The sequence below is a fragment of the Streptomyces sp. NPDC022552 genome, assembly GCF_055561875.1.
This window is the reverse complement of the sequence record NZ_JBVHGJ010000011.1, coordinates 68,029-90,686: the sequence shown is the minus strand read 5'-3', so window position 1 is coordinate 90,686 and position 22,658 is coordinate 68,029. Positions and strand designations below refer to the sequence as shown.

Sequence of the window (22,658 nt, the reverse complement as noted above, 5' to 3'; positions counted from 1 at the left end):
GGGCCCCGGCGGAGGACCGTACTCCGCCGGGGCCCGCGCCGGTCTCAGTGGGTGAACCGCGCGATCGGGTTCACCAGGTCGCCGATCAGCTGGAGCGCCGCCGACGGGTCCGACAGGTCCACCATCTGCTTGTTGTTGCGCAGCTGCAGGCGGTTGAGGGCGGAGAGCGCGAACGTCTCCGCGAACATGTCGTACTGCGCGAACTTCTCCGCCAGCTCCGGCTTCGACGCCTGGTAGCCGCGCACGCACTCCGCGACCGTCCGCCAGAACGCCTCCTCGTCGAGCGTGCCCTCCGCCGCCAGCGTCGCCGCCAGGAAGCGGAAGAAGCAGTCGAAGACGTCCGTGAAGATCGACAGCAGCTTCATGTCCTCGGGGACGTCGGCCCGGACCCGCTCCACCGCCGGTGGCAGGACCGCGGCCGGGTCCATCACGCAGATCTCCTCGGCGATGTCCTTGAACACCGCCCGGACGACCGCGCCCCGCTCGTCGAGGACCAGGATCACGTTCTCGCCGTGCGGCATGTAGACCAGGTCGTACGCGTAGAAGCTGTGCAGCACCGGCAGCAGGTACGCGTCCAGGTAGCCGCGCAGCCACTCCGTCGGGGCCAGGCCCGAGTCCTTGATCAGGGCGCCCGCGAAGGACGCGCCCTCGTGGTCGACATGGAGCAGCGAGGCCATCGTCGCAAGCCGCTCACCCGGCGCCAGGGAGGCCACCGGGGACTCGCGCCAGAGCGCGGCGAGCATCTTGCGGTAGGGCGAGTAGCGGTCGGTGGCGGCCTCGTACTCCAGGTGCCGGTAGCCGACCGCCGCCCGCTCGCGGATGATCGAGAAGCGGGCCGCCGTGAAGACGGAGTCGGACTCGATCAGCCCGGCCAGCCAGTCGTTGATCGCCGGGGTCGCCTCCATGTACGCGGCCGAGAGGCCCCGCATGAAGCCCATGTTGAGGACCGAGAGCGCCGTCTTGACGTAGTGCTTGGCCGGATCCGCCGTGTTGAAGAACGTACGGATCGACTGCTGCGCCAGATAGGCGTCGTCGCCCTCGCCCAGGTAGACCAGACGCTCCTGGGCGACCTCGGCGGCGAAGGTGACCGAGAGCTTGTTCCACCACTGCCAGGGGTGAGCCGGCATCAGCAGGTAGTCGGCCAGGTCCAGGCCCCGCTCGGCGAGGATCCCCGCGAAGCCGTCGACCGCCTTGTCGCCCAGCTCGGCCCGGACGAACGCGTCGTAGTCGATGCCCGCACCGGCCGTGAAGGTGGTGCGGTCGCGCCGCGCGGCCAGCCAGATCAGGTGGATCGGGGCGGCGGCCTCCGGGGCGTACGCACGGTACTCGTCGACGCCGAAGCCGAGCCGGCCGTTGTTGGCGACGAAGCAGGGGTGGCCCTCGGTCATCCCGGTCTCGATGGCCTGGAAGTCCGCGCGCGCCAGCTCGGCGGCGGTGACCGGCGGCTTGGTCGACTTGTACGCCGTACCGGCCAGGGTGGAGGAGATCTCCTCCAGGTAGACCGGCAGGATCTCGTCGCTCAGGCCGAGCGAGCCGCGCAGCTCGGTGACGAACATCAGGGCGTCGAGCGGGAGGTGCTCGTCGCCGCGGTGGCGGCTGATCGACTCGGCGTGGATGTGCCAGTGGTCGAGGGCGTACCGGTCGGCGGTGAAGCGGTACTCGGTCGAGCCGTCGTCACTGAAGACCCGGTAGTGGCTCTCCCCGAGCTCCTGCGGGTCGAGCAGCCGCTCGTGGGCGAACTCGGCGAGGCCCTTGCGGATCAGCGCGCGGTTGGCGTCCGCCCAGCGGGCGGGGGTGAGGTGGGCGACGGGGTTCATGCGGCGACTCCCACGGCGGCCTCGAACTGGGCGCGGGTGCAGAAGCTCAGCAGGGCCTTCTTCTCCGGCTTCTGGATCTCCCGCTCGGGCACGAAGCCGACGGCCTCGTTGAGCGCGTGCACGGCCTTGTTGGCCACGTCCGGCTCGACGACGACGCGCTCGGTGGCCGGGTCGGCGAACAGCTCACGCATCACGGCGGTGATCACGGCGCGGGTGAAGCCGTGCACGGGGGTGTCGGTGGGCGCGACCAGGAAGTGCATGCCGACGTCGCCGGGCTGCGGCTCGTAGAGCCCGACCAGTTCCAGCCGGGAGGGGTCGTACCGCTCCATGAGGATCGCCGGCTGCTCGTCCACCAGGCCTATGAAGGCCTCGTGGTGCGGGTTGGCGGCGAACGCCATGTACTCGCGCTCGACGTCCTCCAGTTTCGCGTCCTGCATCATCCAGAACGCGGCCTTGGGGTGCGTGACCCAGGGGTGGATCAGCTGCGCGTCCGCGAGCGGATCGAGGGGGCGGAAGCGGATGCTCATACTGCGAACTCCTGGAACGCGATGGTCTTCTCGACGGGGTAGTAGTCGTAGCCCAGCATCGCGCCGATGATGTACGCGTTGCGGTACGCGCCCATGCCCAGGTCGGGCGAGGTGATGGAGTGCGTGTGCACGGAGGCGTTCTGCAGGAAGACGCCGCGGCCCGTCGTGTCGATCGAGTAGTTGCGGGCCACGTCGAAGCGGCCCTGTCCGTCCCACGTGAGGCGGTCCTTGACCGGCTCGAGGAAGGCGGGGACGGCGTACCTGTAGCCGGTGGCGAGGATCAGGCCCTCGGTCTCCACCGTGAAGTCCTTCTCCTGCTCCTCCTGGTGGAAGCCCAGCGTGTACGTGCCGCTCGTGTCGTCGTACGCGGCCGAGTGCAGGGCCGAGTTGGTGAGCAGGCGCGTGGGGACCGGGCCGGCCAGGTTCTTCTGGTAGAGCAGGTCGAAGATCGCGTCGATCAGCTCGCCGTCGATGCCCTTGAACAGGTTCTTCTGCTGGTTCTCCAGGCGGTACCGGGTCTGCTCGGGCAGCGCGTGGAAGTAGTCCACGTACTCCGGCGAGGTCATCTCCAGCGTGAGCTTGGTGTACTCCAGCGGGAAGAAGCGCGGGGAGCGCGTCACCCAGTTGAGCCGGTAGCCGTGGACGTCGATCTCGGAGAGGAGGTCGTAGTAGATCTCCGCCGCGCTCTGGCCGCTGCCGACCAGGGTGATCGACTTCTTCTTCTGGAGCGCCTCCTTGTTCTGGAGGTAGCGCGAGTTGTGGATCAGGTCGCCGCCGAGGCCCTGGCAGGAGTCGGGGACGTACGGCGGGGTGCCGGTGCCGAGCACGATCCGACGGGCGCGGAAGGTCTCTCCGGCCTCGGTCGTCACCACGTACTCCTCGCCGGCCTCGTCGTACGTGACGGAGGAGACGGTCGTGGAGAAGCGGATGCTCCGCATCTTGTCCGCGGCCCAGCGGCAGTAGTCGTTGTACTCGGTCCGCAGCGGATAGAAGTTCTCGCGGATGTAGAACGAGTAGAGCCGCCCCTTCTCCTTCAGATAGCTGAGGAAGGAGTACGGGGACGTCGGGTCGGCCATCGTGACGAGGTCCGACATGAACGGGGTCTGGAGGTGCGCGCCCTCCAGGAACATCCCGGAGTGCCACTCGAAGTCGGGCTTGGACTCCAGGAAGAGGCCGTTCAGTTCGTCGATGGGCTCGGTGAGGCAGGCGAGGCCGAGGTTGAACGGACCGAGCCCGATGCCGATGAAGTCGTACGTGTCGGGGGTATCAGGCGTGGACAAGGGTCTCTCCCAGGTACTGCTCGGCGTGGCCGGCTATCAGATCGAGGACGGCGGCGATGTCGGCCACGGTCGTCTCGGGGTTGAGCAGGGTGAACTTCAGGTACTGGCGGCCGTCGACCTTGGTCCCGGCGACGACGGCCTCGCCGGAGGCGAAGAGCGCCTTACGGGCGTAGAGGTTGGCGCGGTCGATCTCGGCGGGCGAGGTGACGTTCTCGGGGATGTAGCGGTAGACCAGCGTGGACAGCTGCGGCTCGACGACCACGTCGTAGCGCGGGTCGGCGGCGAGCAGGTCGAAGCCCGCCTCGGCCAGGTCGCAGACCTCGTCGAAGAGCTCGCCGACGCCGTCGGCGCCCATGACGCGCAGGGTCATCCACAGCTTGAGGGCGTCGAAGCGGCGGGTGGTCTGGAGGGACTTGTCCACCTGGTTGGGAATCTGCTCCGCGACCGTCCGGCGCGGGTTGAGGTACTCCGCGTGGTACGTCGCGTGGCGCAGGGTGGCCCCGTCGCGCACCAGGACGGCGGAGGAACTCACCGGCTGGAAGAAGGACTTGTGGTAGTCGACCGTCACCGAGTCGGCGCGCTCGATGCCGTCCAGGAGGTGGCGGCGGGTGAGGGAGGCGAGCAGTCCGCAGCCGTAGGCGGCGTCGACGTGCATCCAGGCGCCGTACTCGTCGGCCAGGGCGGCGATCTCGGGCAGCGGGTCGATGGAGCCGAAGTCGGTGGTGCCGGCGGTGGCGACGATCGCCATCGGGACCAGGCCCTCGGCGCGGCAGGCCTCCAGCTCGGCGGCGAGGACGACGGACTGCATCCGCTTGTTCCGGTCCACCGGGATGGAGATGACGGCGTCGGGGCCGAGGCCGAGGAGGCCGGCCGACTTCTGGACGCTGAAGTGGCTGCAGTCGGACGTGAAGACGCGCAGCTTGGACAGGTCCGTGGTCTTGGCCTCCTGGCGGGCGAGGAGCAGGGCCTGGAGGTTGGACTGCGAACCGCCGCTGGTGAACACGCCGTCGGCCGAGGGTCCGAAGCCGATGCGGCCGGTGGTCCAGTCGATGAGCTTGCGCTCGATCAGGGTGCCGCCCGCGCTCTGGTCCCAGGTGTCGAGCGAGGAGTTGACCGCCGAGAGGACGGCCTCGCCGAGCACGGCGGGGATCACGACCGGGCAGTTGAGGTGGCCCAGGTAGCGCGGGTGGTGGAAGTAGACGGCGTCGCGGAGGTAGACGCTCTCGAGCTCGTCGAGGGCGGCGGAGGAGTCGCCGAGCGGCTTGTCGAGGTCGACGGCGTCGATGGTGGGCGCCAGCGTCGCGGGGGTGACGCCGCTGAACGGGCGTCGCGTCGTGGCGAGTTTCTCCGCCACCCGCTCGACTCCTTCGGTGACGGAGCGCCGGTAGCTCTCCGCCGTGGCGTCGTTGAGCAGGTGCGAACGCATGGGGATGGTCCTCCGGACGGAAAAGGGGCGAGGGGCGTTGCGGTGCGAAAGTAAGGTTAGCCTAACCTAACTTTGCATCGCAACGCCCCCCGCCCCTCGGGGAAGTGGGAGTTGCCGCCCCTACGTCACGATTCGTCCTCGGGCGTCTCGCGCAGGGCGTCCTCGGACAGCCCCTTGCGCCAGTAACCGACGAACGTGACCCGGCGGCGGTCGAGTTCGCGATCGCGCACGAAGTGACGGCGCAGCTCCTTCACCGAACCGGACTCGCCCGCGATCCAGACGTACGGCGCCTCGCCCGGCAGCTCGGCGGCGCGCACCGCGTCCACGGCGGACGGCGCCCCCTCCTCACGGATCAGCCAGGTGACGGTGGCGTCGGCCTGGGTCGCCAGCTCCATGCGGTCGCCGGAGCAGGGGACTTCGAGATAGACGTGGGCGCGGGTCTCGGCCGGCAGCCACTCCAGGATCGCCGCGGCGGCCGGCAGGGCCGTCTCGTCCGCCCAGATGAGGACGGAGTCGGCGTCGTCCGGGAGCTGGAAGCGGACGGCGGTGTTGGCGGCCGTCGCCGGGCCGAGCACGACGACCCGGTCGCCGGGCTCGGCCTGCTGCGCCCAGCGGCAGGCGGGGCCGCCATCCTCATGGAGCGCGAAGTCGATGTCGACCTCGCCCGGTCCGTCGGGCTCCGTGCGCTGCTCGCGGACCGTGTACGAGCGCATCACGGCCCGCTCGTCGTCCGGCATCGCGCGCCAGGCCCCGAGGATCGCGTACATGTCGGGGTTGTCCAGCGGCGGCAGGACGGGAGCCTCCTGGCCGGGGTGCGGCAGGAAGAGGGAGAGCGACTGGTCGCGCCCGCCGGAGGCGAACGACTTCAGGTCCTCGCCGGTGAAGGTGACGCGGACCAGGGACGGGCCGAGCCGCCTCGTCCGGTCGACCTGAAGGCTGAAGAACTGGAACGGGGCGGTCTCGGCGCTCGTCATGGGGTCAGGCCACCTTCTTCGCGTTCTCCAGGGCCTTCGCCAGGTCCTCCATGAGCGGGGCGCACTTGGCGTACGAGTAGATCGGCTCGGTCACGCGCGGGAAGACCTGGCCGGCCTTGACGGCGGGCAGCGCGGCCCAGGTCGGCTTGGCCTTGAGGGCCTCCGGCTGCAGGGCCGAGGTGCGGTTGTCGAGCAGGATGACGTCGGCCTTGTACTTGTCGACGTTCTCCCAGCTCAGACCCTCGAACCAGCCGCCCTGGTCCAGCTTGTCGGGCGTGATGATGTTGACGCCCAGCTCCTGGAAGTAGAGCGTGTCGGTCGGCCGGACCGGGGTGGAGACGTAGAACAGGTCGGGGGAGCCGGAGCCGATCAGGACCTTGATGTCCTTCTTGCCCTTGGCGGCCTGGCGGACGCGCTCGGCGGCCGCCTCGAAGCGGGCCTTGTCGGCCAGAATCTGCTTGGTCTTCACGTCGGCGCCGAGGGAGGCGGCGAGGTCGGCGTGGCGCTGGAGGACGGCCGGCATCGACTTGTCGGCGGCCCACAGGGCCACGCTCGGGGCGACCTTGAGGATCTTGTCCTTCTGCTCGGCCGGGACGTACCAGAGGTCGTTCTTCTCCCACATGTCGGTGATGAGAAGGTCCGGGTTGAGCTTGAGGTACTCCTCGATCTTGAACTCGCCCCAGACGTTGCCGATGATCTTGACCTTCTTGACGTCGAGGTCCCCGGCCTGGACGTCCGGCGTCTCCTCGCCCGTCTTCGGGTCCTTGACCGTGGTCGGGCCGAAGACGCCCTTGACCTCGATGCCGAAGTCCTTGAGGGCGGCGGCCATTCCGGTGAAGGCGACGATGTTCTTCGGGGTGGACTTCGCCTCGACGGCCGTACCGCGGTCGTCGGTGAACTTCCACGGCCCGGCCTTCTCCGCGGCACCGGCGGCGTCGCTGCCGCCCTTGGTCTCGGTACCGCAGGCGGCGAGCGCGGCGCCGAGCCCGAGGGCGCCGCCGGCGGCGAGCAGACCGCGACGAGTGAGGGAGGTGGCTCGGGCGTTGCTGGGCATGGCGAAGTCGCTTTCGGTACGTGCCGGGGACGGCGTTCGGCCTGGCTGAGTCGAAGGTAGGTTAGCCTAACCTCATGTTGATCTGGAGGGGTGGGGCATGGGGCCTGCGTCACATGCCATGGGCATGAGGGGCGTTCGGGTCCTGGACCGGAGCCGGGGTCAGGTCCAGGTCCAGTCCCAGGTCCTGGGGATGTCGTGAGTCGCACTCGAACCACACCGTCTTGCCGTCGGCGGTCGGTTCCACGCCCCAGCGATCGGTCACGGCCTCGACGAGCGTGAGCCCGCGCCCGCCCTCCGCGAGCGGCTCGGCCGCCGTGGCGTGAAGCGGCGGTCCCGAGACCGCGTCGGCGACCTCCACCCGGAGACCGTGCGGCTCCCGCAGGATCAGCACCGTGCAGCGCCGCCCGGGAACGTGCCGTACGACGTTGGCGACGAGCTCGGTGAGCGCGAGCTCGGCGGCGTCGGCGAGATGGGTGAGCGCCCAACGGCCGAGGAACGTGCGCAGGATGCGGCGCATGTGACCGGCGGAGTGCTCACCGACGGTGAAGCCCATGCGGTAGCTGTCGCGAAGTTCAGCCGGATAGAGGTCAGTTGCGTGATTCATGCCATCAGGGTGGGGTGGGGTGATTACGCTCGGCTACGAACCGAAACGAACGCAGTGATGCGTGAGCTTGGGGGTGACCTCGTCGTGGTCAACATCCGCAGCCTGGATCCGAGTGCCTCGCCGCTGGACTACTACGGAGCGGAGCTCCGGCGGTTGCGGGAGGAGGCGGGGCTGAACCAGCAGCAGTTGGGCGACATCGTCTACTGCACGGCGTCGCTGATCGGCCAGATAGAGACGGCGAAGAAGGTCCCCACGCGCGAGTTCTCGGAACGGCTGGACGCGGCGCTGATGACGGGCGGGCTGTTCTCGCGGCTGGTGGGGCTGGTTCTGAAGAGCCAGTTGCCTACGTGGTTCCAGCAGTATGCGGAGATGGAGGCGCGGGCGGCTTATATCTCGACGTACCAGGCGCAGTTGGTGTACGAGTTGTTGCAGACGGAGGAGTACGCGCGGGCGGTGCTGAGCGTGGACCATCCGGACAGGCTCGACGAGATGGTGGCGGCCCGGATGGAGCGCCAGCGCATCCTGGAGCGGGAGCATCCGCCGGTGCTGTGCGTGGTGCTGGACGAGGCGGCGCTGCGGCTGGAGGTCGGCGGGCGCGAGGTGATGCGAGGCCAACTCCAGCGGTTGTTGGGTTGCATGCAGCGCGAATGGATCCAGATCCAGGTGCTGCCGTTCGCGGTCGGCCAGCATGCCGGAATGATGGGCTCGTTCACTCTGCTGCGGTTCGACGGTGACCCTGACCTCTTCTATGCACCGGTCTACGGCGGCGGCCACATGACCGCCAATTCGCAAGTGATCAGGGGACGTTTCGTCGGATACGCTCATCTGCAAGCCTCGGCCCTCTCCCGGGAGGACTCGGCGGCTCTGATCACCCGCGTGATGGAGGAACGGTATGGGAGCCGACCAGGTTCTGCGGTGGCGTAAGTCGTCGTACAGCGGTTCAGACGGCGGCGAGTGCATCGAGTGCGCCCCCCTCGGCGCCGCCGCCTGGCGCAAGTCCTCCCACAGCGGCCCCACCGGCGGCGACTGCGTCGAGGTCGCCGACCTCACCGCTCACGTATCCGTCCGGGACTCCAAGAACCCCGAAGGGCCCGTCTTTCTGGCGAGCCCCGCTGCGTTCTCCGCGTTCGTGACCGCCACGGCCGAAGGTCTTCTCGGGTAGCCCTTCTGGTTCGGCCGCCCTCGTCCGGCGGACGCTCGGAGTGCGGCCTGCCGGTGTCAGTGCCGGGTGCCACCATGCGGGCATGAGTGGTGGGCCTTTCAACTGGCAAGAGTTCCTGGGGCGCTGGCAGCAGGAGTGGGTTCCGCGCGCGGACGCCGACGACGACGAGGGCGAGGACGGCGGCACGGGCCCCGGCTCCCCAGCCCGGCCCGCCGCGGAGGAGGCGGCCATCGTCGCGGCCGAGGAGCGGCTGGGGCGGCGTCTGCCGCCCTCGTACCGGGAGTTCCTGGCGGTCAGCGACGGGTGGCACGTGGATCAGCCGGCCGGGATCTATCAGCTCGGCGGCGCCGCGGACATCGACTGGTTCGGGGATCCCTTCGACATGACGGCGCTCTACGAGGAGGGTCTGGGGGACGATCCGACCGAGGAGGACGTCCTGCTGGCCGGGATGTGGCGGCGGGCGCTGCGGCTGGAGACGGACTCCGACATGTCGCACGCCCTGCTCGACCCGGGTGACACCGACCAGGACGGCGAGTGGGCGCTCTACGTCTACAAGGGCTGGGGCGGGGAGTTCCCGGTCCGATACCCGTCGTTCCGCGCGTACATGGAGGCCATGTACCGCGGCTTCCACGCCGACCGGGTGGACAGACCCGACTTCGTGAACGCGACCACGCGTGCGCAGGACGCCCGAGTGGAGGAGGCCCACCGGCTGACCCTGCGCGGACGGTACGAGGAGGCCCTGGCCCTGCTGGAGGAGGCCCGGTCCTTCGGGCGGCCGGGGAGCGCCGTCCTCTTCAACCAGCTCCGGCACCTGTCGGCTCCGGGCGGCGCCCAGGACTACGGCCTCCTGGTGGCCGATCCGCGGTACCTGCCGGAGCTTCTGCCCGTGCATGCCATGACGCCGGCCCGTGGTGAAGGGAGGCTGGGCGGGGACGACCACTGGCTGGGCATGATGGAAGCCCGTGGGGTGCCCCGGAGTACCGCCGAGGGCGTGCTGAGCGCGCTGCGGGACGGCAGCCATCGCTACGCGCCAGCCGGTGCGTGGGGCCGCGCCGTCGCCGAGGCGCGGGAGTCGGCCCGCTGGGGTGCGACCGACGCCGCGTGGCGGGTGCTGCGGGACGCGCTCCCGTTGTGGGAGGCTCCCGGGCCCTCGCTCGTTGCTCCGCTCGGCCTGCTCGCCGATCCGGTCCTGGGTCCGCTGGTCACCCCGGAGCGGGGGCGGGAGATCCTCGCGACACCGAGGGCGGGGGAGAAGGGGCCCGCTCTCGAGTCCGCGCCCGATCTCGACCCGCCGGGTCTCGCCTGGCTGACCGGGCCCGCGATGTACGGGCGACCGCTCGACGCCTACCGCTGTGTGTGGGTCGAGGCGACCGATCCCACCGGCCTGCCCGCCCTGATCGGCGAGGAAGGCGCCGAGCTGAGCGTGCCCACCGATCCGGGTGAGGCGTCCCGGCGGGCGCCGAAGCCGCATGAGCGGGAGGGCGTGGAACTCTGGGAGGACCGTGCGGTGGTCGCCGCAGGCCGCACGGCCGAGGGGTGGGCGTTCGCCTTCGACGGCCACTCCCACCGGCTCATGGGCGACCTGTTCCGGTCGCCCGCGCAGGCCGCTTCGCCGGCCGGGCGCGCGGTGGTGGTGTGGCGCGAGCCGAGGAGCTCGTCGCCGGACGCCCGCCCCGCCGCCTTCCACCTCTCGGTGGCCGAACGGGGCGAGGAGCGTTACGCGTTCACCCTGCGGGGCGCAGAGGTCGAGCGCTCCGGCGTGATACCCGAGGCCCTGGACCCCGCCCGGCTGTGCCGCCCGGAGGACTCCGAGACGGACCGCGAACTGCGCGTGCTGGAGGCCCTGTACACCGAACTGGGGCTCTCACTGCCCCGTTTCGCGCTGACCCGGGGCAGGCTCCCCACCTTCACCACCCGGTCGTGGACCCGGGCGCCGCAGGAGGGCGAGGGCTTCGCCTACCTGACCTTCGTACGGCACCGGCCCTGATGCCCCGCCGCCCGCCCGCCGTCGCCGCCCCGTGGCGACGGCCCCGTGGCGCTTCCCGGCTCACGGCAACAAGCGTGTGAGCCACGCACTTCGCCGTTCTCCTCCATCGCCACACGGTCTGGAGGGGAACTCCCAGGCGTCATCACGACATGGGCACAGCAACGAGCCCCCCAAGGCCCTGAGGCCTTGGGGGGCTCTTGCTGCCGCCTACCCGCGAGGGGTCAGCGCGCCTGGGCGCCGAAGCGGGTGCCCACGGAGGGGAAGCCGCCGGTGCCGGGCTTGTACGCGGTCACCGCGGCGACCGTGCCGCCGTTGACCGTGTTGGACATCGGCAGGGCGTACAGGGCGCCGAGTCCGGGGCCGTACGGCATGCCGACGTAGAGCTTGGTGCCGGTGTAGTGCATGTTGCGCCCCAGGTACTGGTTGGCGCCCGGGGTGCCGGGGATGCCGTCGCCGTCGCCGGCCTCGAGCCAGCGGTCGTTGGCGCCGGCCGCCGCGACGAGCGAGAAGGTGTGGACGGCACCGGCGTTGGCGGTGGTGCCGATGGCCTCACCCGGGGTACCGACCGCGAGCCGCATGGTCGCGGTGGTGCCGACCGCGCGGGGCGCGGTGTTGACGGCGGTCAGGGTCTCGCCCATCCGGTCGCCGACCTCCGACGTACCGGATACGTCGTCGACGTCCGTGCCCTGCTTGAGCTCGCGCAGCTCGCTCCATACGCCCGCGGCGGTGACCCGGCCGACGACGACACGGCCGGCGTCGGTGCGGTTCTCGGTGCCCACGACCACGGCCTCGCCGGGCGAACCGATCGCCAGGATCGAGTCGGTGGCGGCGGCGGCACCCGAGGGCCGGTACTCGGTCAGGCTGAGCGACCAGCCGAAGTCGTCGTTCGCCTCGGCGCCGCCGGAGACGTTCTCGAGGTCCTGGTCCAGGCCGAACAGCGGCTTCGGGTGGCCATCGGCGTGCAGCGTGTGGCTGAAGACCGCCAGGTTGCCCGCGGCGTTGTCGCCACCGATGTTCTCGTTGGGCGCGCCGATGGCGATGTGGTTGGCGTCGGCCGCGACCGAGGTACCGAAGCCGTCGTTCGCCTCGGCGGCACCGGGCACGTCCGCCTTGTCCTGGTGGATCGCGACGTTGACGCCGCCGCGCAGGTAGAAGGCCCCGCCGGCCTTGGCGATGGTGCCGAGCGCCTCGCCGGGCACGCCGATCACGATGTACGGCTCGCCGGCGGCGGTGGTGCCCGCGGCGAGCGAGTCGCCCATCCGGTCGCCCGTCTCGTTGACCGCCGCCTTGATCGCGCCGGCGCCCGCGCCCTGCTCGAAGTGGGTGTCCTTCAGTGTGCCGGTGCCCAGGCCGCCGGGAGCGCCGTAGAGCACGTCGACGAAGCCCGCGTCGGCGACGGTGCCGACGTCCTCCAGGGTGGTGCCGACGACGAGGTCGGTGTAGCCGTCCTCGTTGTGGTCGACGGTGTCGATCGCGTCGCCGAACGAGTCGCCCTGCTCGGCGTCGCCGGTGACCCACGCGAGGTCCTGGTTGATTTCGGCGATGCCCTTGCCGCCGCCGTAGGAGATCCGCACGAGACCGGCGTTGGTCTTGCCGCCGACGGTGCCCGCCGGGTCGGCGATCGCGATGTCCTCGACGCCGTCGCCGTTGAAGTCGGTGATGCGGGTGGCGCCCACCTTGGAGCTCACCCACGAGGCGAGGTCGTCCACGCGCGCGATGACGCCCGCGGTGCTGGTCTGCGTGGCGTCGGTGCCGTGGCACCCGCCCTGCGCGGACTGGGAGCTGAGGCCCACGAGCTTGCCGGCGCCGACCACCGGGCCGCCCGAGTCACCCATGCACGCGGCCGAGTCCTTGCCGGTCACGTTCGCCGACGTGGCGGCGGCCGAGTCGACGGTGTACGTGCCGGTGTGCAGCTTCTGCGGCGCCCACTCGGTCTTCGTACGGCCGTAACCGGCGAAGGTCAGCTCCGCGCCGACCGCGGGCGCGGCGCTCGCGAGGGCGATGGGCGTCACGTTGGTGACGGGCCGGTTCAACCGGGCGAGGACCACATCGCGGTCGGTGCGCGGCACGAGCTCGACGATCCGGCGCTCGGCGCCCTGGGTCCCGCCCAGGTCGGCGCGGCCGATCACGGCGGTGGTCGTCTTCTGCGGGGCGCCGGCCGGGACCGCGAGCGAGACGGCCGGGTTGTCGGCGAAGCAACTGGCGGCGGTCAGCAGCCACTCGGTGTCCACGAGAACGGCGGAGCAGCCGCGGTCGTGCGCACCGACGACGACCTTGGCCGTGTAGGCGTAGGTGGTGTCCGAGTCGGCGACCGGAGTGCCGGTGACGGCGGACGCGGGCACCGCGCACAGCGCGAGCGACCCGGCGGCCAGGACCGCGCCGAGCGCGGCCGGGCGGAGACGTCTGGGGGAATGCATGGGGGTGGTTACCTCAATCACAAGGCGGCGCGGCTACTTGGAGGTGCGGATCTCGACCAGGACGTGCTCCCGGCCGTCGACGGACTCACCGACGCCCTCCCAGGTCTCCGCGGGGATGTCGTACTCGACGCGGTCGTCCTCGGCGGTCATCGCGAGGTGGGTGTTGCCGGAGTCGTCGGTCTTCACCCCGTGCACCGACGGGAGTTGCAACGTCAGGAAGCCCTCGTCGGCGGTGACCTTGAAGCACACGTCCGCGCGGTCGCGGGCGAGGAACCTCAGCAGGTTCGCCTCGCTCGCGCAGTCGGCGAGCACGATGTGGCCGTCGCCGCGCTTGAGGAGAATGCCCTGTTCGGCCAATATCTGGTCGGCCTTCGGGTAGTTGTAGTCCTCGACGGCATATCCGGGCGCCGCGTCGGCGACAGGTCCGGCGGTGGTCTCGGAGGGCTGGCCCCCGGACAATACGGCCCATGCCAGGGCACCGGCGGCGGTCGCTGTGCCCAGAATGCGCGCCAATGTGCTGCGTGGCTTCATCACAGTCCTAGAAGTCGACAGTCGTCAGAGTCGGCAGGAGAATTTCCCCGCCGTCCCCTGCGGTTCAAGCTCCTTATGCAATCGGGGCTCGGCGGGTGCGTCCAATTCAGAAATGGGGCAGAAGCTGGGCAACCCCCGGGCGGCCTTCGTGATGTGCGTCACTCGCGCATTTGGTTGTAGTGATCCGTGTAAAGAATCGGTATCTCCTCACCCGGAGTGCCATTCGGTGGACGGTGTCGGGCAATTGGGGCCGAAAAAGGCGGAGGCCGGGCCACGGAACGGATGTTCCGTGGCCCGGCCTCCGCCGCCGGGCGTCGTGCCTGGCGCCGCGGGATCTACGGTGCGGGCGTTCTGGTGAGCTTCAGGGACGGCTTTCCGTCCGGATCGGGACGGAACTCCACCGCTTCCCCTCCGCTCGGGTAGAGCTGGACGCCGGACGTCCTGCCGAGTCCACCGTCATCGACCGTCAGGTAGATGAAGTCGCTGGACGCCTGGCTGTCGCGGAACTCCCAACGGCCGCTGAAGTCGGCCGGGTCGGAGGACCCGTCCGTCGACACACCGGTGGCGGAGAACGTCCCGTCGGACTCCAGCTGGAGCTCGCCGCCCGTCGCGTCGTCGCGGTACACGCCGGGCAGCTCGGCGGGGTCCACCGAGCCCATGCACCCCGAGATCAGTACCGCGGAAGCGGCCAGGACGGCGCCGAGCCCGCGTCCTCTCGTCTTCCTGCGCATCACGGCCCGAGCGTCACGTCGAACTCGATGACCTGCGTCTTGGGCGACAACGGCCCGGAGTCGCCGACGACCTTGTCGACGAACGCGCCGACGGTGTCGCTCCACCAGTCCGTGTACCCGATGACGGGAGGGTGCGTCGCGGACTCGATGTCCGATTCGTTGTACGCGGTGTAGCGCCAGACGACGGAGCCGTTGGCGTTCGTGCGGATGGGCGTCATGCGGACCTGGTGCGAGCCGAGGAACGTGTACGCCAGGTTTCCGGTGAGCCCGGCCGTGGAGAGCGTCCCGTAGTCCTGCAGGTACTTGCCGGCACCGTCGAAGCCGCTGAGCGTGTAGTCGTACATGTATGTGTGGCCCAGCTCGTAGTTCCCGCCCTGAGTGCGGGAAGCGAAGAAGGCGATGACCTCCTTAGTGAAGTTGTGGTCACGGTAGAGGCTGGTGAACTCGTCGCCCGGACCGAAGCACTGCGACGTGGGCCCCTTACCGGTGAGCCAACTCCAGCCGAGCTCCCACGGGTTGGTGCTGTTGCCGGACTCGATCGGGTCACCGAACGGCGTCAGGCAGCTCTCGGCGCCCTCCGGGAGGCCGTTCTCCTCGGGGTTGATGGGAACGGTCGCATTGTCCTGCGCGTTCTGGATCGCCTCGCGTATCGCGGCCTGGATGACGAGGACCTTGGCCTCGAACGCGGCCTGCGCGGCGGCGGTGGCGTCCTTCCCGGCCTCGAGCGATGCCTTGCGGGCAGCCGCCGACGAGGAAGCGGCCTGCGCGGCGTAGTTCGCGGCGACACCGGCGGACTGCACGGCCCGCGTCGCCGCGTTGCGCGCCACGCGGCTCGCGTTGCGCGCCGCCGCTGCGGCCTGACGTGCGGTCTCGGCGGATCGCGCGGCGTCGGCCGCGGAGTCTTCGGCGGCCGCGGCGTTCGCGCGTGCCTCATCGGCGGACAGCTTGGCGTCGGCCGCGTAACCCTTGGCGGCGTTGGACCACTCGATCGCCTTGTCGGCGGCGTCGCGTGCGAGGGCCGCCGCCTCGGAGGCCCGTGCCGCGTCCTCCTGCGCTTCCTTGGCGACCTTGGCCGCGCCCGCGATCGCCGCACGGATCGCGCTGATGTGCGTGGCGTGGTCGTGGTCGAGCCGCGCGAACTCGTGCTGTGTGGTGCCGATGAACTGGCGCAGCATGTGCGTGGTGCCCTCGAGCGCGATCTGGGCGGCCGCCTTGACGTACGGGCCTCCGTTCGCCAGGAGGGTGGTGGCCTTCACGCGGTCGTCCTCGCGGACGGCCGCGTAACGCTCGATGTGCAGGAAGGAGTGCAGGGCCTCGGCGGTGCCGTTCTCCAGCGCGGCCTCGGCCGCACGCCGTACCGCGGGACCGGTGGTGGCGTCGGCCAGGAGCGTGGTCACCTCGACCCGGTTGTCCTCCCTGGCCGCCTGGACCGCCCCGCTCTCGAGGAAGGCCTTCACCTTCGCGGGGTCCTCGGTCTTCAGCGCCGCCGCGGCCGCCGTGGCCACGTCCTGCGTCGAGATCGCCGCCGTCGCCGCGACGTTCTCGACGTTGTCCTGGCGCAGCGCGAGGACGCGGTCGGCGTCGATCCAGTGGACGACGTCCTCGTCCGAGCCGGCCAGCGCGAACTCCGCGGCCTCCCGGGTCCACGTGCCCGACCGCTCGATGAGCTGGACCGCCGCCTTGCGCCCGGTCGCCACCGCCTCCGCGGTCCTGCCGCCCGCCAGCGCCGACTCGGCGGAGCCGATGAGCGCGAGCAGCTCAGCGGACAGGCGCGCTTCCTGCGTCCGCTCCCGGTTGAACCGTTCGAGCTGATCCGTCTCGGCGCTCGCCTCGAGCCGCGCCCGCTCGATCGCCTCCTCGGTCTCCTCGGCCAGCCTGGCGAGCTCGGCCTGACGCGCCGTCTGCTCGACGGCACGTGCCTTGTCGACGGCGTCGGCGGCCTTGTTCGCCGCCTCGACGGCCGCGTTGGCGGCGGTCGTCGAGCGGTTGGCGTAGTCGACCGCCTGGCCGGCGAAGTTCGCCGCCTCCACAGCGGCCGCGGCCGCCTTCTCGGCGTGGTCGGCGGCGCTGTTGGCCGCGTCGCGCGACGCGCGGGCGGCGGTGGCCGCCTGCCCGGCCAGGGTCCGCGACCTGCCCGCGGCCTGCGTCGCCCTGGCCGCGGCGGCCTCGGCCACGGCGGCCTCCCGCTGCGCGGCGGCGGCCTCGGACTGTGCGGCGCCGGAGGCCACGGCCGCGTCGGCCGAGGCCCGCGCGGCGGCGGCCGCGTTGAGGGCCGAGCTGGCGGCGGCCGCGCCGGCGGCATCGGCCGCGTCGGCGGACATGGCCGCGAGGTCAGCCTTCAGGGCCACGGTGCGCACGAGCTTGACCATCGCCGTGGCGGCCGTCGCCGCCGCGCGGGCCGCGTCCGCCATCGCCGCGTCCTTGGAGGCGCCGATTGCGGCACGGTACGCACGGGCCGCGGCGCGTCCTGCCGCCGCCGCAGCCGAAGCGGCGGCCTGCGCGGCCGCCACCGAACGCTGCGCGGCGGCCTGCGCCGTCCGCGAGGCCGACACCGCGGTCGCCGCGGCGGCGGCAGCGCCCTTGGCCGCCTGCGCGGCCTTGTTCGCCGCCCTGGCCGAGCGCTGGACGTCCTGTTCGGCGGCCTCGGCCTCGGCCTTGGCCTCCAGCGCCGCCTCCTTCGCCTTCTCGGAGGCCTTGATCGCCTGCTGGGACAGCTCGACGGCCTCGTCGGTCTTCCGGCCGGCGCGGCGGCCCTCCGCCTCCACGACCTTGACCAGCTGCTGGATCGTCGCCGTCTCTTCGTCCCGCGCCCGGGCGATGTACTGGCCCGTCTCCAGGAACCACCGGATCGCCCTCGGCGATCCGTCGTCCAGGGCCCGCGAGGCGTACTCCCGCACCTGCGGCGAAGCGGTCACGAGGATGGAGGTCACCTGCACACGCTCGTCCTCCTCGTGCGCGGTGAACTGTCCACCGCTGAGGAAGGCGCGCAGCGCGAAGTCCGAATCGGCCTCCAGCGCGGCGGAAGCCTCACGCTTCACGGCACGGCCACCGTGGGCCATGACCGTGGTCACGGCCACCTCGAGGTCCTCGCGCACCGCCGTCCGGAAACCGTCCTTGAGGAAGGCCTCGACCGCCGCCGTCCCGCCGGACAACGCCACGCCGATGCTCTCGCGCGTCGCCCTGCCCGCCATGACCAGGGACTGCGTGAGCGTGAACCGGTTGTCCTCGGCCCGGGCCGAGGGCAGCTTCTCGTCGAGGAAGGCCCTCACGTCGGCCGCACTGCCCACCAGGGCCGCGGCCGCGGCGGTGCGGACGGCACGGCCGCCCGTCCTGTACGCCCAGACCACCTTGCCGCGGTCGGTGTCCGGCAGGCCGGACCCCTCGGGCACCGAGTCGGTTCCGGACCCGGTCGCCGCGTACGCGGGACGTGTGAGGACCGTGCATTCCGGCAGCGCACAACCGGCTGCCACCCCGGCGAAAGCGGCGAGTATCTGACGTCTGCTGAACTGTCGTGAGCGCTGTGCCATCACGATCCCCTTCTCCTGCGCTGATCCCGACCAGGACGTGCTTCCGGCCTTCGACGGACTGTCGTGGTCGGTCGTCCGCACCCGGTACACCGAGTCGGACTCCAGGCGCAGGAAGCACTCCGCGGCGGAGGGCCGGTCCTTGCGGCTCGCCCCTGCGGTCCAAGTTCCTTATGCAATCGGGGCTCGGCGGGCGCGTCCAATTCAGAAATGGGGCAGAAGCTGGGGAACCCCCGGGTGGCCGTCGTGATGTGCGTCACTCGCGGAAAAGGTTGTAGTGATCTCGATAAAGAATCGGTTCCGGTGCGACCCGAAGTCATGAATCCGGCCTTTTGTACGGCCAATTCGCCAATTTGCGTCGCAATACCAAGGAGCCCTCGTAATGCCGTGATTCGCGACGAAGGGGCGAGCCGGAAACCGTCGAGCGCCCGCCGCCCCCGGTAGGGGCGACGGGCGCTCGACGGACGTCGGTGCCTGGGGCGGAAGGGCTCAGGCGGAGACGAGGCCCAACTCGCGGGCGATCAGCATCCGCTGGACCTCGCTCGTGCCCTCGCCGATCTCCAGGATCTTGGAGTCGCGCCACATGCGGGCCACCGGGTACTCGTTCATGAAGCCGTAGCCGCCGTGGATCTGGGTGGCCTCACGGGCGTTGTCGACCGCGACCGTGGAGGAGTACAGCTTCGCCAGCGCCGCCTCCTTCTTGAACGGCTCGCCGAGCACCAGCCGCGAGGCCGCGTCGCGCCAGCCGATGCGGGCCATGTGCGCCCGCATCTCCATGTCCGCGATCTTGAACTGGATGGCCTGGTTGTCGCCGATCGGCCGGCCGAAGGCGTGACGTTCCTTCGCGTACTTCACGGACTCGTCGACACAGCCCTGCGCGAGCCCGGTCGCGAGGGCCGAGATCGCGATCCGGCCCTCGTCGAGGATCCGGAGGAACTGCGCGTACCCACGGCCCTCTTCGCCGAGCAGGTTGGCGGCGGGGACACGGACGTCGTCGAAGGACAGCTCGCGGGTGTCCGAGGCGTTCCAGCCGACCTTGGAGTACGGCGCGGCGACCGTGAAGCCCGGGGTGCCGGACGGGACGATGATCGAGGAGATCAGCGGACGGCCGTCGGGCTTGCGGCCGGTGACGGCCGTGACGGTGACCAGACCCGTGATGTCCGTACCGGAGTTGGTGATGAAGCACTTCGAGCCGTTGATGACCCAGTCGTCGCCGTCGCGGACGGCGGTGGTGCGGGTGCCGCCGGCGTCGCTGCCCGCGCCGGGCTCGGTCAGGCCGAAGGCGCCCAGGATCTCGCCCGAGCACATCCGGGGAAGCCACTCCTGCTTCTGCTCCTCGGTGCCGAAGCGGTAGACCGGCATCGCGCCGAGCGAGACACCCGCCTCCAGGGTGATGGCGACGGAGGAGTCGACGCGGGCGAGCTCTTCGAGCGCGATGCCGAGGGCGAGGTAGTCGCCGCCCATGCCGCCGTACTCCTCCGGGAAGGGCAGGCCGAACAGGCCCATGCGGCCCATCTCGCGGACGATCTCGTACGGGAACTCGTGGCGCTCGTAGTAGTCGCCGATCTTCGGCGCGACGACGTCGTGCGCGAACTCCTCCACGGTGCGGCGGAGTTCCTCGTGCTCTTCGGAGAGCCGGTGGTCGAGGGACATGGCTAGGACTCCTTGTGGGAGAGCGCGCGAACGGTACGGGAAGGGCTCGGTCGGCCCAGTTGGTCGGCCATCCACACGCTGGTGGCGGTGAGGGCGGCCAGGTCGACCCCGGTCTCGATGCCGAGGCCGTCGAGCATCCACACGAGGTCTTCGGTGGCGAGGTTGCCCGTGGCGCTCTTGGCGTACGGGCAGCCGCCGAGGCCGCCGGCGGAGGCGTCGACCGTGGTCACGCCGTGCTGGAGGGCGGCGAGGGTGTTGGAGAGCGCCTGGCCGTAGGTGTCGTGGAAGTGCACGGCGAGGCGGGAGGTGGGCACTCCGGCCTCGTCGAGGCTCTGGAGTAGCTGGGTGACGTGACCGGGCGTGGCGACGCCGATGGTGTCGCCGAGGCTCAGCTCGTCGCAGCCCATCTCGGCAAGGGCCTTGGTGACGCGGACGACCTGCTCGACGGGGACGGCGCCTTCCCAGGGGTCGCCGAAACACATCGAGAGGTAGCCGCGGATGCGGAGGCCCTGCTCTATGGCGCGGGTGACGACGGGCTCGAACATGGCGAGGGCCTCGTCGACGGTCCGGTTGAGGTTGGCCTTCGCGAAGGACTCCGTGGCGGAGGCGAAGACGGCGATCTCGCGGGCGCCGAGGGCCAGGGCGCGGTCGAGCCCACGCTCGTTGGGCACGAGGACCGGGAGCCGGGCCGGCACGCCCTTGAGGAGCGGGAACAGCTCCTCGGCGTCCGCCAGCTGCGGCACCCACTTGGGGTGGACGAAGCTGGTCGCCTCGACGGTGGAGAGCCCGGCGGCGGCGAGCCGCCGCACGAACTCGGCCTTCGTGGCGGTCGGGACGACGGTCTTCTCGTTCTGCAGCCCGTCGCGGGGGCCGACCTCGTGGATCCGGACCCGGGCGGGGAGCCCGGGGGCGGGCACGTGCATGGGCAGGCCCGTGGTCATGATTCCTCCCTGGGGGTCACCACGGCGAGGATCTGGTCCATGGCGACGGTGGAGCCGGGGGTGACGTCCAGCTCGGTCACGGTGCCGGCGTGCGGGGCGGAGATGACGTGCTCCATCTTCATGGCCTCGACGACGAGCAGGCTCTGCCCGGCCTCGACCTCGTCCCCGACCGCGACCTTGACGACGGTGACGGTGCCGGGCATGGGCGCGGCGAGGGTGTCGGCGCCGCCGTGGCGTGCGCCGGTGAGGGCCGCCTGGACGGGGTCGTGGTCGAGGACGTGCCAGGAGTCGCCGTCGCGGCCGAGCCAGATCCCTTCGGGGGAGGTGGCGAGGTGGAGGCGGTGGGTGATCCCGTCGAGGGCCAGGGTGAGCTCCCCGCCGACCGGGGGGTTGCCGACGAGTGCGGCGGTGACCGCCGCGGCCGGAACCTCCGGATCGCCGAGCAGCAGCTCGGCGCCGGACGCCGTGCCGCGCACCCGGACGGTCACCGGGTCGTGGCCGGGGACACGGAAGGGCAGCACGGTCCAGGCGGGCGTGCCGCCGAGGCGCCAGCCGCTGCGGACGTCGAAGGGGTCGGCCCAGCCGGCGCCCGCCGGGGCGGCCGAGGCCTCGCCCCGGGAACCGGCCGAGCGGGCGCCCCACGCGGTCAGCAGCGCCGCCGCCGCGTACACCTCGTCCGGGACACCCGTCGGGACCAGGCTCTCCGCGTCCCGCTCCACCAGCCCCGTGTCCAGGTCGCCGGTCTTCACCGACTCGTGGGCGAGCAGGCGTCGCAGGAAGCCCGCGTTCGTGGGGACGCCCAGGGTGACCGTGTCCGCCAGGGCCGCGCGGAGGCGGCGGAGGGCCGTGGGACGGTCCGGTGCGTGGACGATGACCTTCGACAGCATCGGGTCGTACAGGCTGCCGACCTCGGTGCCCTCGCTCAGGCCCGAGTCCGTCCGCACCCCGTCGCCCTGCGGCTCGCCCAGCGCCAGGACCGTGCCGCCCGACGGGAGGAAGCCCCGCGAGGGGTCCTCCGCGCAGATGCGGGCCTCGATCGCCCAGCCGTCCAGGCGGACGTCCGACTGGCCGAAGCCCAGCTTCTCGCCCGCCGCGACCCGCAGCTGCCACTCCACCAGGTCGATCCCGGTGATCAGCTCCGTCACCGGGTGCTCCACCTGGAGGCGGGTGTTCATCTCCATGAAGTAGTACGAGGACGGGTCCACGCCCGGCACGATGAACTCGACCGTGCCCGCGCCCACATAGCCGCACGAACGCGCCGCCTCGACCGCCGCCGCGCCCATCTCCTCGCGGATCTCCGGCGTCAGCAGGACGCTCGGGGCCTCCTCGATGATCTTCTGGTGGCGCCGCTGGAGCGAGCACTCGCGCTCGCCGAGGTGCACGACGTTGCCGTGCCCGTCCGCCAGGACCTGGATCTCGATGTGCCGCGGCCGGTCGATCCACCGCTCCACCAGGAGCGTGTCGTCGCCGAACGACGACCGTGCCTCACGGCGGGCCGCCGCGATCTCGTCCGTCAGCGTCGACAGGTCGCGTACGAGACGCATGCCCTTGCCGCCGCCGCCCGCCGAGGGCTTCAGCAGGACCGGGGCGCCCAACTCGCGTGCCGCCGCTTCGAGCTCCGGGTCCGCCGCGCCGGGGACGACCGGCACGCCCGCCGCCTTCACCGTCTCCTTCGCCCGGATCTTGTCGCCCATCAGGGAGATCGCGGACGCCGGGGGGCCGATGAAGACCAGGCCCGCGTCCGCGCACGCCTGCGCGAAGCCCGCGTTCTCCGCCAGGAAGCCGTAACCCGGGTGGACCGCCTGCGCGCCCGTCCGGCGCGCCGCGTCGAGGAGCGCCTCGACCGACAGGTACGACTCCGAGGCCGCCGGCGGCCCGATCCGTACCGCCGTGTCCGCCTCCCGCACGTGGCGCGCCTCGGCGTCCGCGTCGCTGTAGACCGCCACCGAACGCACGCCGAGCGCCCGCAGGGTGCGGATGACCCGGACCGCGATCTCGCCGCGATTGGCGACGAGCACTGTGTCGAACAT

The 22,658-nt window shown here is 71.2% G+C and carries 17 protein-coding genes; 3 read left to right on the top strand and 14 right to left on the bottom strand.

Going from position 1 to position 22,658, the window contains the following annotated elements:
• Positions 1 to 44: 44 nt before the first annotated feature.
• From ACZ3OF_RS26040 to ACZ3OF_RS26010, 7 genes are all read right to left on the bottom strand, one after another.
• Entirely contained in the window at positions 45 to 1,817 is a 1,773-nt protein-coding gene (locus tag ACZ3OF_RS26040; protein WP_361673512.1) for an IucA/IucC family protein, read from the bottom strand.
• Positions 1,814 to 2,344 carry a GNAT family N-acetyltransferase gene (locus ACZ3OF_RS26035; RefSeq protein WP_361673509.1) on the bottom strand — a complete coding sequence of 177 codons (531 nt, stop codon included), beginning with the start codon at positions 2,342 to 2,344 and terminating at the stop codon, positions 1,814 to 1,816. The genes ACZ3OF_RS26040 and ACZ3OF_RS26035 overlap by 4 nt, the downstream gene beginning before the upstream one ends.
• Complete coding sequence (locus tag ACZ3OF_RS26030) at positions 2,341 to 3,624, bottom strand: lysine N(6)-hydroxylase/L-ornithine N(5)-oxygenase family protein (RefSeq protein WP_361673506.1); 1,284 nt, start codon at positions 3,622 to 3,624, stop codon at positions 2,341 to 2,343. The genes ACZ3OF_RS26035 and ACZ3OF_RS26030 overlap by 4 nt, the downstream gene beginning before the upstream one ends.
• Positions 3,611 to 5,050: a pyridoxal phosphate-dependent decarboxylase family protein gene (locus ACZ3OF_RS26025; protein WP_361673503.1), complete on the bottom strand. Its 1,440-nt coding sequence runs from the start codon at positions 5,048 to 5,050 to the stop codon at positions 3,611 to 3,613. Before ACZ3OF_RS26025 ends, ACZ3OF_RS26030 begins: the two co-directional genes overlap by 14 nt.
• A gap of 125 nt (positions 5,051 to 5,175) precedes the next feature.
• The gene (locus tag ACZ3OF_RS26020; RefSeq protein WP_361673502.1) at positions 5,176 to 6,024 is read right to left on the bottom strand and encodes a siderophore-interacting protein; all 849 of its coding nucleotides are present in this window, start codon (positions 6,022 to 6,024) and stop codon (positions 5,176 to 5,178) included.
• Between the two features lie 4 nt (positions 6,025 to 6,028).
• Positions 6,029 to 7,078 carry an ABC transporter substrate-binding protein gene (locus ACZ3OF_RS26015; RefSeq protein ID WP_361673499.1) on the bottom strand — a complete coding sequence of 350 codons (1,050 nt, stop codon included), beginning with the start codon at positions 7,076 to 7,078 and terminating at the stop codon, positions 6,029 to 6,031.
• A gap of 109 nt (positions 7,079 to 7,187) precedes the next feature.
• Positions 7,188 to 7,682, bottom strand: coding sequence for an ATP-binding protein (locus tag ACZ3OF_RS26010; RefSeq protein ID WP_467307095.1), 495 nt, complete (start codon positions 7,680 to 7,682; stop codon positions 7,188 to 7,190).
• Positions 7,683 to 7,766: 84 nt separating this feature from the next.
• Between ACZ3OF_RS26010 and ACZ3OF_RS26005 the strand changes: the two genes are divergently transcribed.
• From ACZ3OF_RS26005 to ACZ3OF_RS25995, 3 genes are all read left to right on the top strand, one after another.
• Positions 7,767 to 8,606, top strand: coding sequence for a helix-turn-helix domain-containing protein (locus tag ACZ3OF_RS26005; protein WP_467307093.1), 840 nt, complete (start codon positions 7,767 to 7,769; stop codon positions 8,604 to 8,606).
• On the top strand, positions 8,575 to 8,844 hold the full coding sequence (locus ACZ3OF_RS26000; protein ID WP_467307091.1) for a DUF397 domain-containing protein: 270 nt from the start codon (positions 8,575 to 8,577) through the stop codon (positions 8,842 to 8,844). The genes ACZ3OF_RS26005 and ACZ3OF_RS26000 overlap by 32 nt, the downstream gene beginning before the upstream one ends.
• An 82-nt stretch (positions 8,845 to 8,926) precedes the next feature.
• Positions 8,927 to 10,831: an SMI1/KNR4 family protein gene (locus ACZ3OF_RS25995; protein ID WP_361673489.1), complete on the top strand. Its 1,905-nt coding sequence runs from the start codon at positions 8,927 to 8,929 to the stop codon at positions 10,829 to 10,831.
• A 221-nt stretch (positions 10,832 to 11,052) separates the two neighbouring features.
• Here ACZ3OF_RS25995 and ACZ3OF_RS25990 read toward each other — a convergent pair whose 3' ends face one another.
• From ACZ3OF_RS25990 to ACZ3OF_RS25960, 7 genes are all read right to left on the bottom strand, one after another.
• A complete protein-coding gene (locus ACZ3OF_RS25990) occupies positions 11,053 to 13,248 on the bottom strand; it encodes a S1 family peptidase (RefSeq protein WP_361673486.1) in 2,196 nt (731 codons plus the stop codon).
• 33 nt (positions 13,249 to 13,281) lie between these two features.
• Entirely contained in the window at positions 13,282 to 13,779 is a 498-nt protein-coding gene (locus ACZ3OF_RS25985) for a hypothetical protein (protein WP_361673484.1), read from the bottom strand.
• A 335-nt stretch (positions 13,780 to 14,114) separates the two neighbouring features.
• Complete coding sequence (locus tag ACZ3OF_RS25980; RefSeq protein ID WP_361673831.1) at positions 14,115 to 14,510, bottom strand: hypothetical protein; 396 nt, start codon at positions 14,508 to 14,510, stop codon at positions 14,115 to 14,117.
• Positions 14,510 to 18,037, bottom strand: coding sequence for an ALF repeat-containing protein (locus tag ACZ3OF_RS25975; RefSeq protein WP_361673481.1), 3,528 nt, complete (start codon positions 18,035 to 18,037; stop codon positions 14,510 to 14,512). The genes ACZ3OF_RS25980 and ACZ3OF_RS25975 overlap by 1 nt, the downstream gene beginning before the upstream one ends.
• A gap of 486 nt (positions 18,038 to 18,523) precedes the next feature.
• The gene (locus tag ACZ3OF_RS25970) at positions 18,524 to 19,687 is read right to left on the bottom strand and encodes an acyl-CoA dehydrogenase family protein (protein WP_361439712.1); all 1,164 of its coding nucleotides are present in this window, start codon (positions 19,685 to 19,687) and stop codon (positions 18,524 to 18,526) included.
• Positions 19,688 to 19,689: 2 nt separating this feature from the next.
• Complete coding sequence (locus tag ACZ3OF_RS25965) at positions 19,690 to 20,628, bottom strand: hydroxymethylglutaryl-CoA lyase (RefSeq protein WP_361673479.1); 939 nt, start codon at positions 20,626 to 20,628, stop codon at positions 19,690 to 19,692.
• Positions 20,625 to 22,658: an acetyl/propionyl/methylcrotonyl-CoA carboxylase subunit alpha gene (locus tag ACZ3OF_RS25960; RefSeq protein ID WP_361673477.1), complete on the bottom strand. Its 2,034-nt coding sequence runs from the start codon at positions 22,656 to 22,658 to the stop codon at positions 20,625 to 20,627. Before ACZ3OF_RS25960 ends, ACZ3OF_RS25965 begins: the two co-directional genes overlap by 4 nt.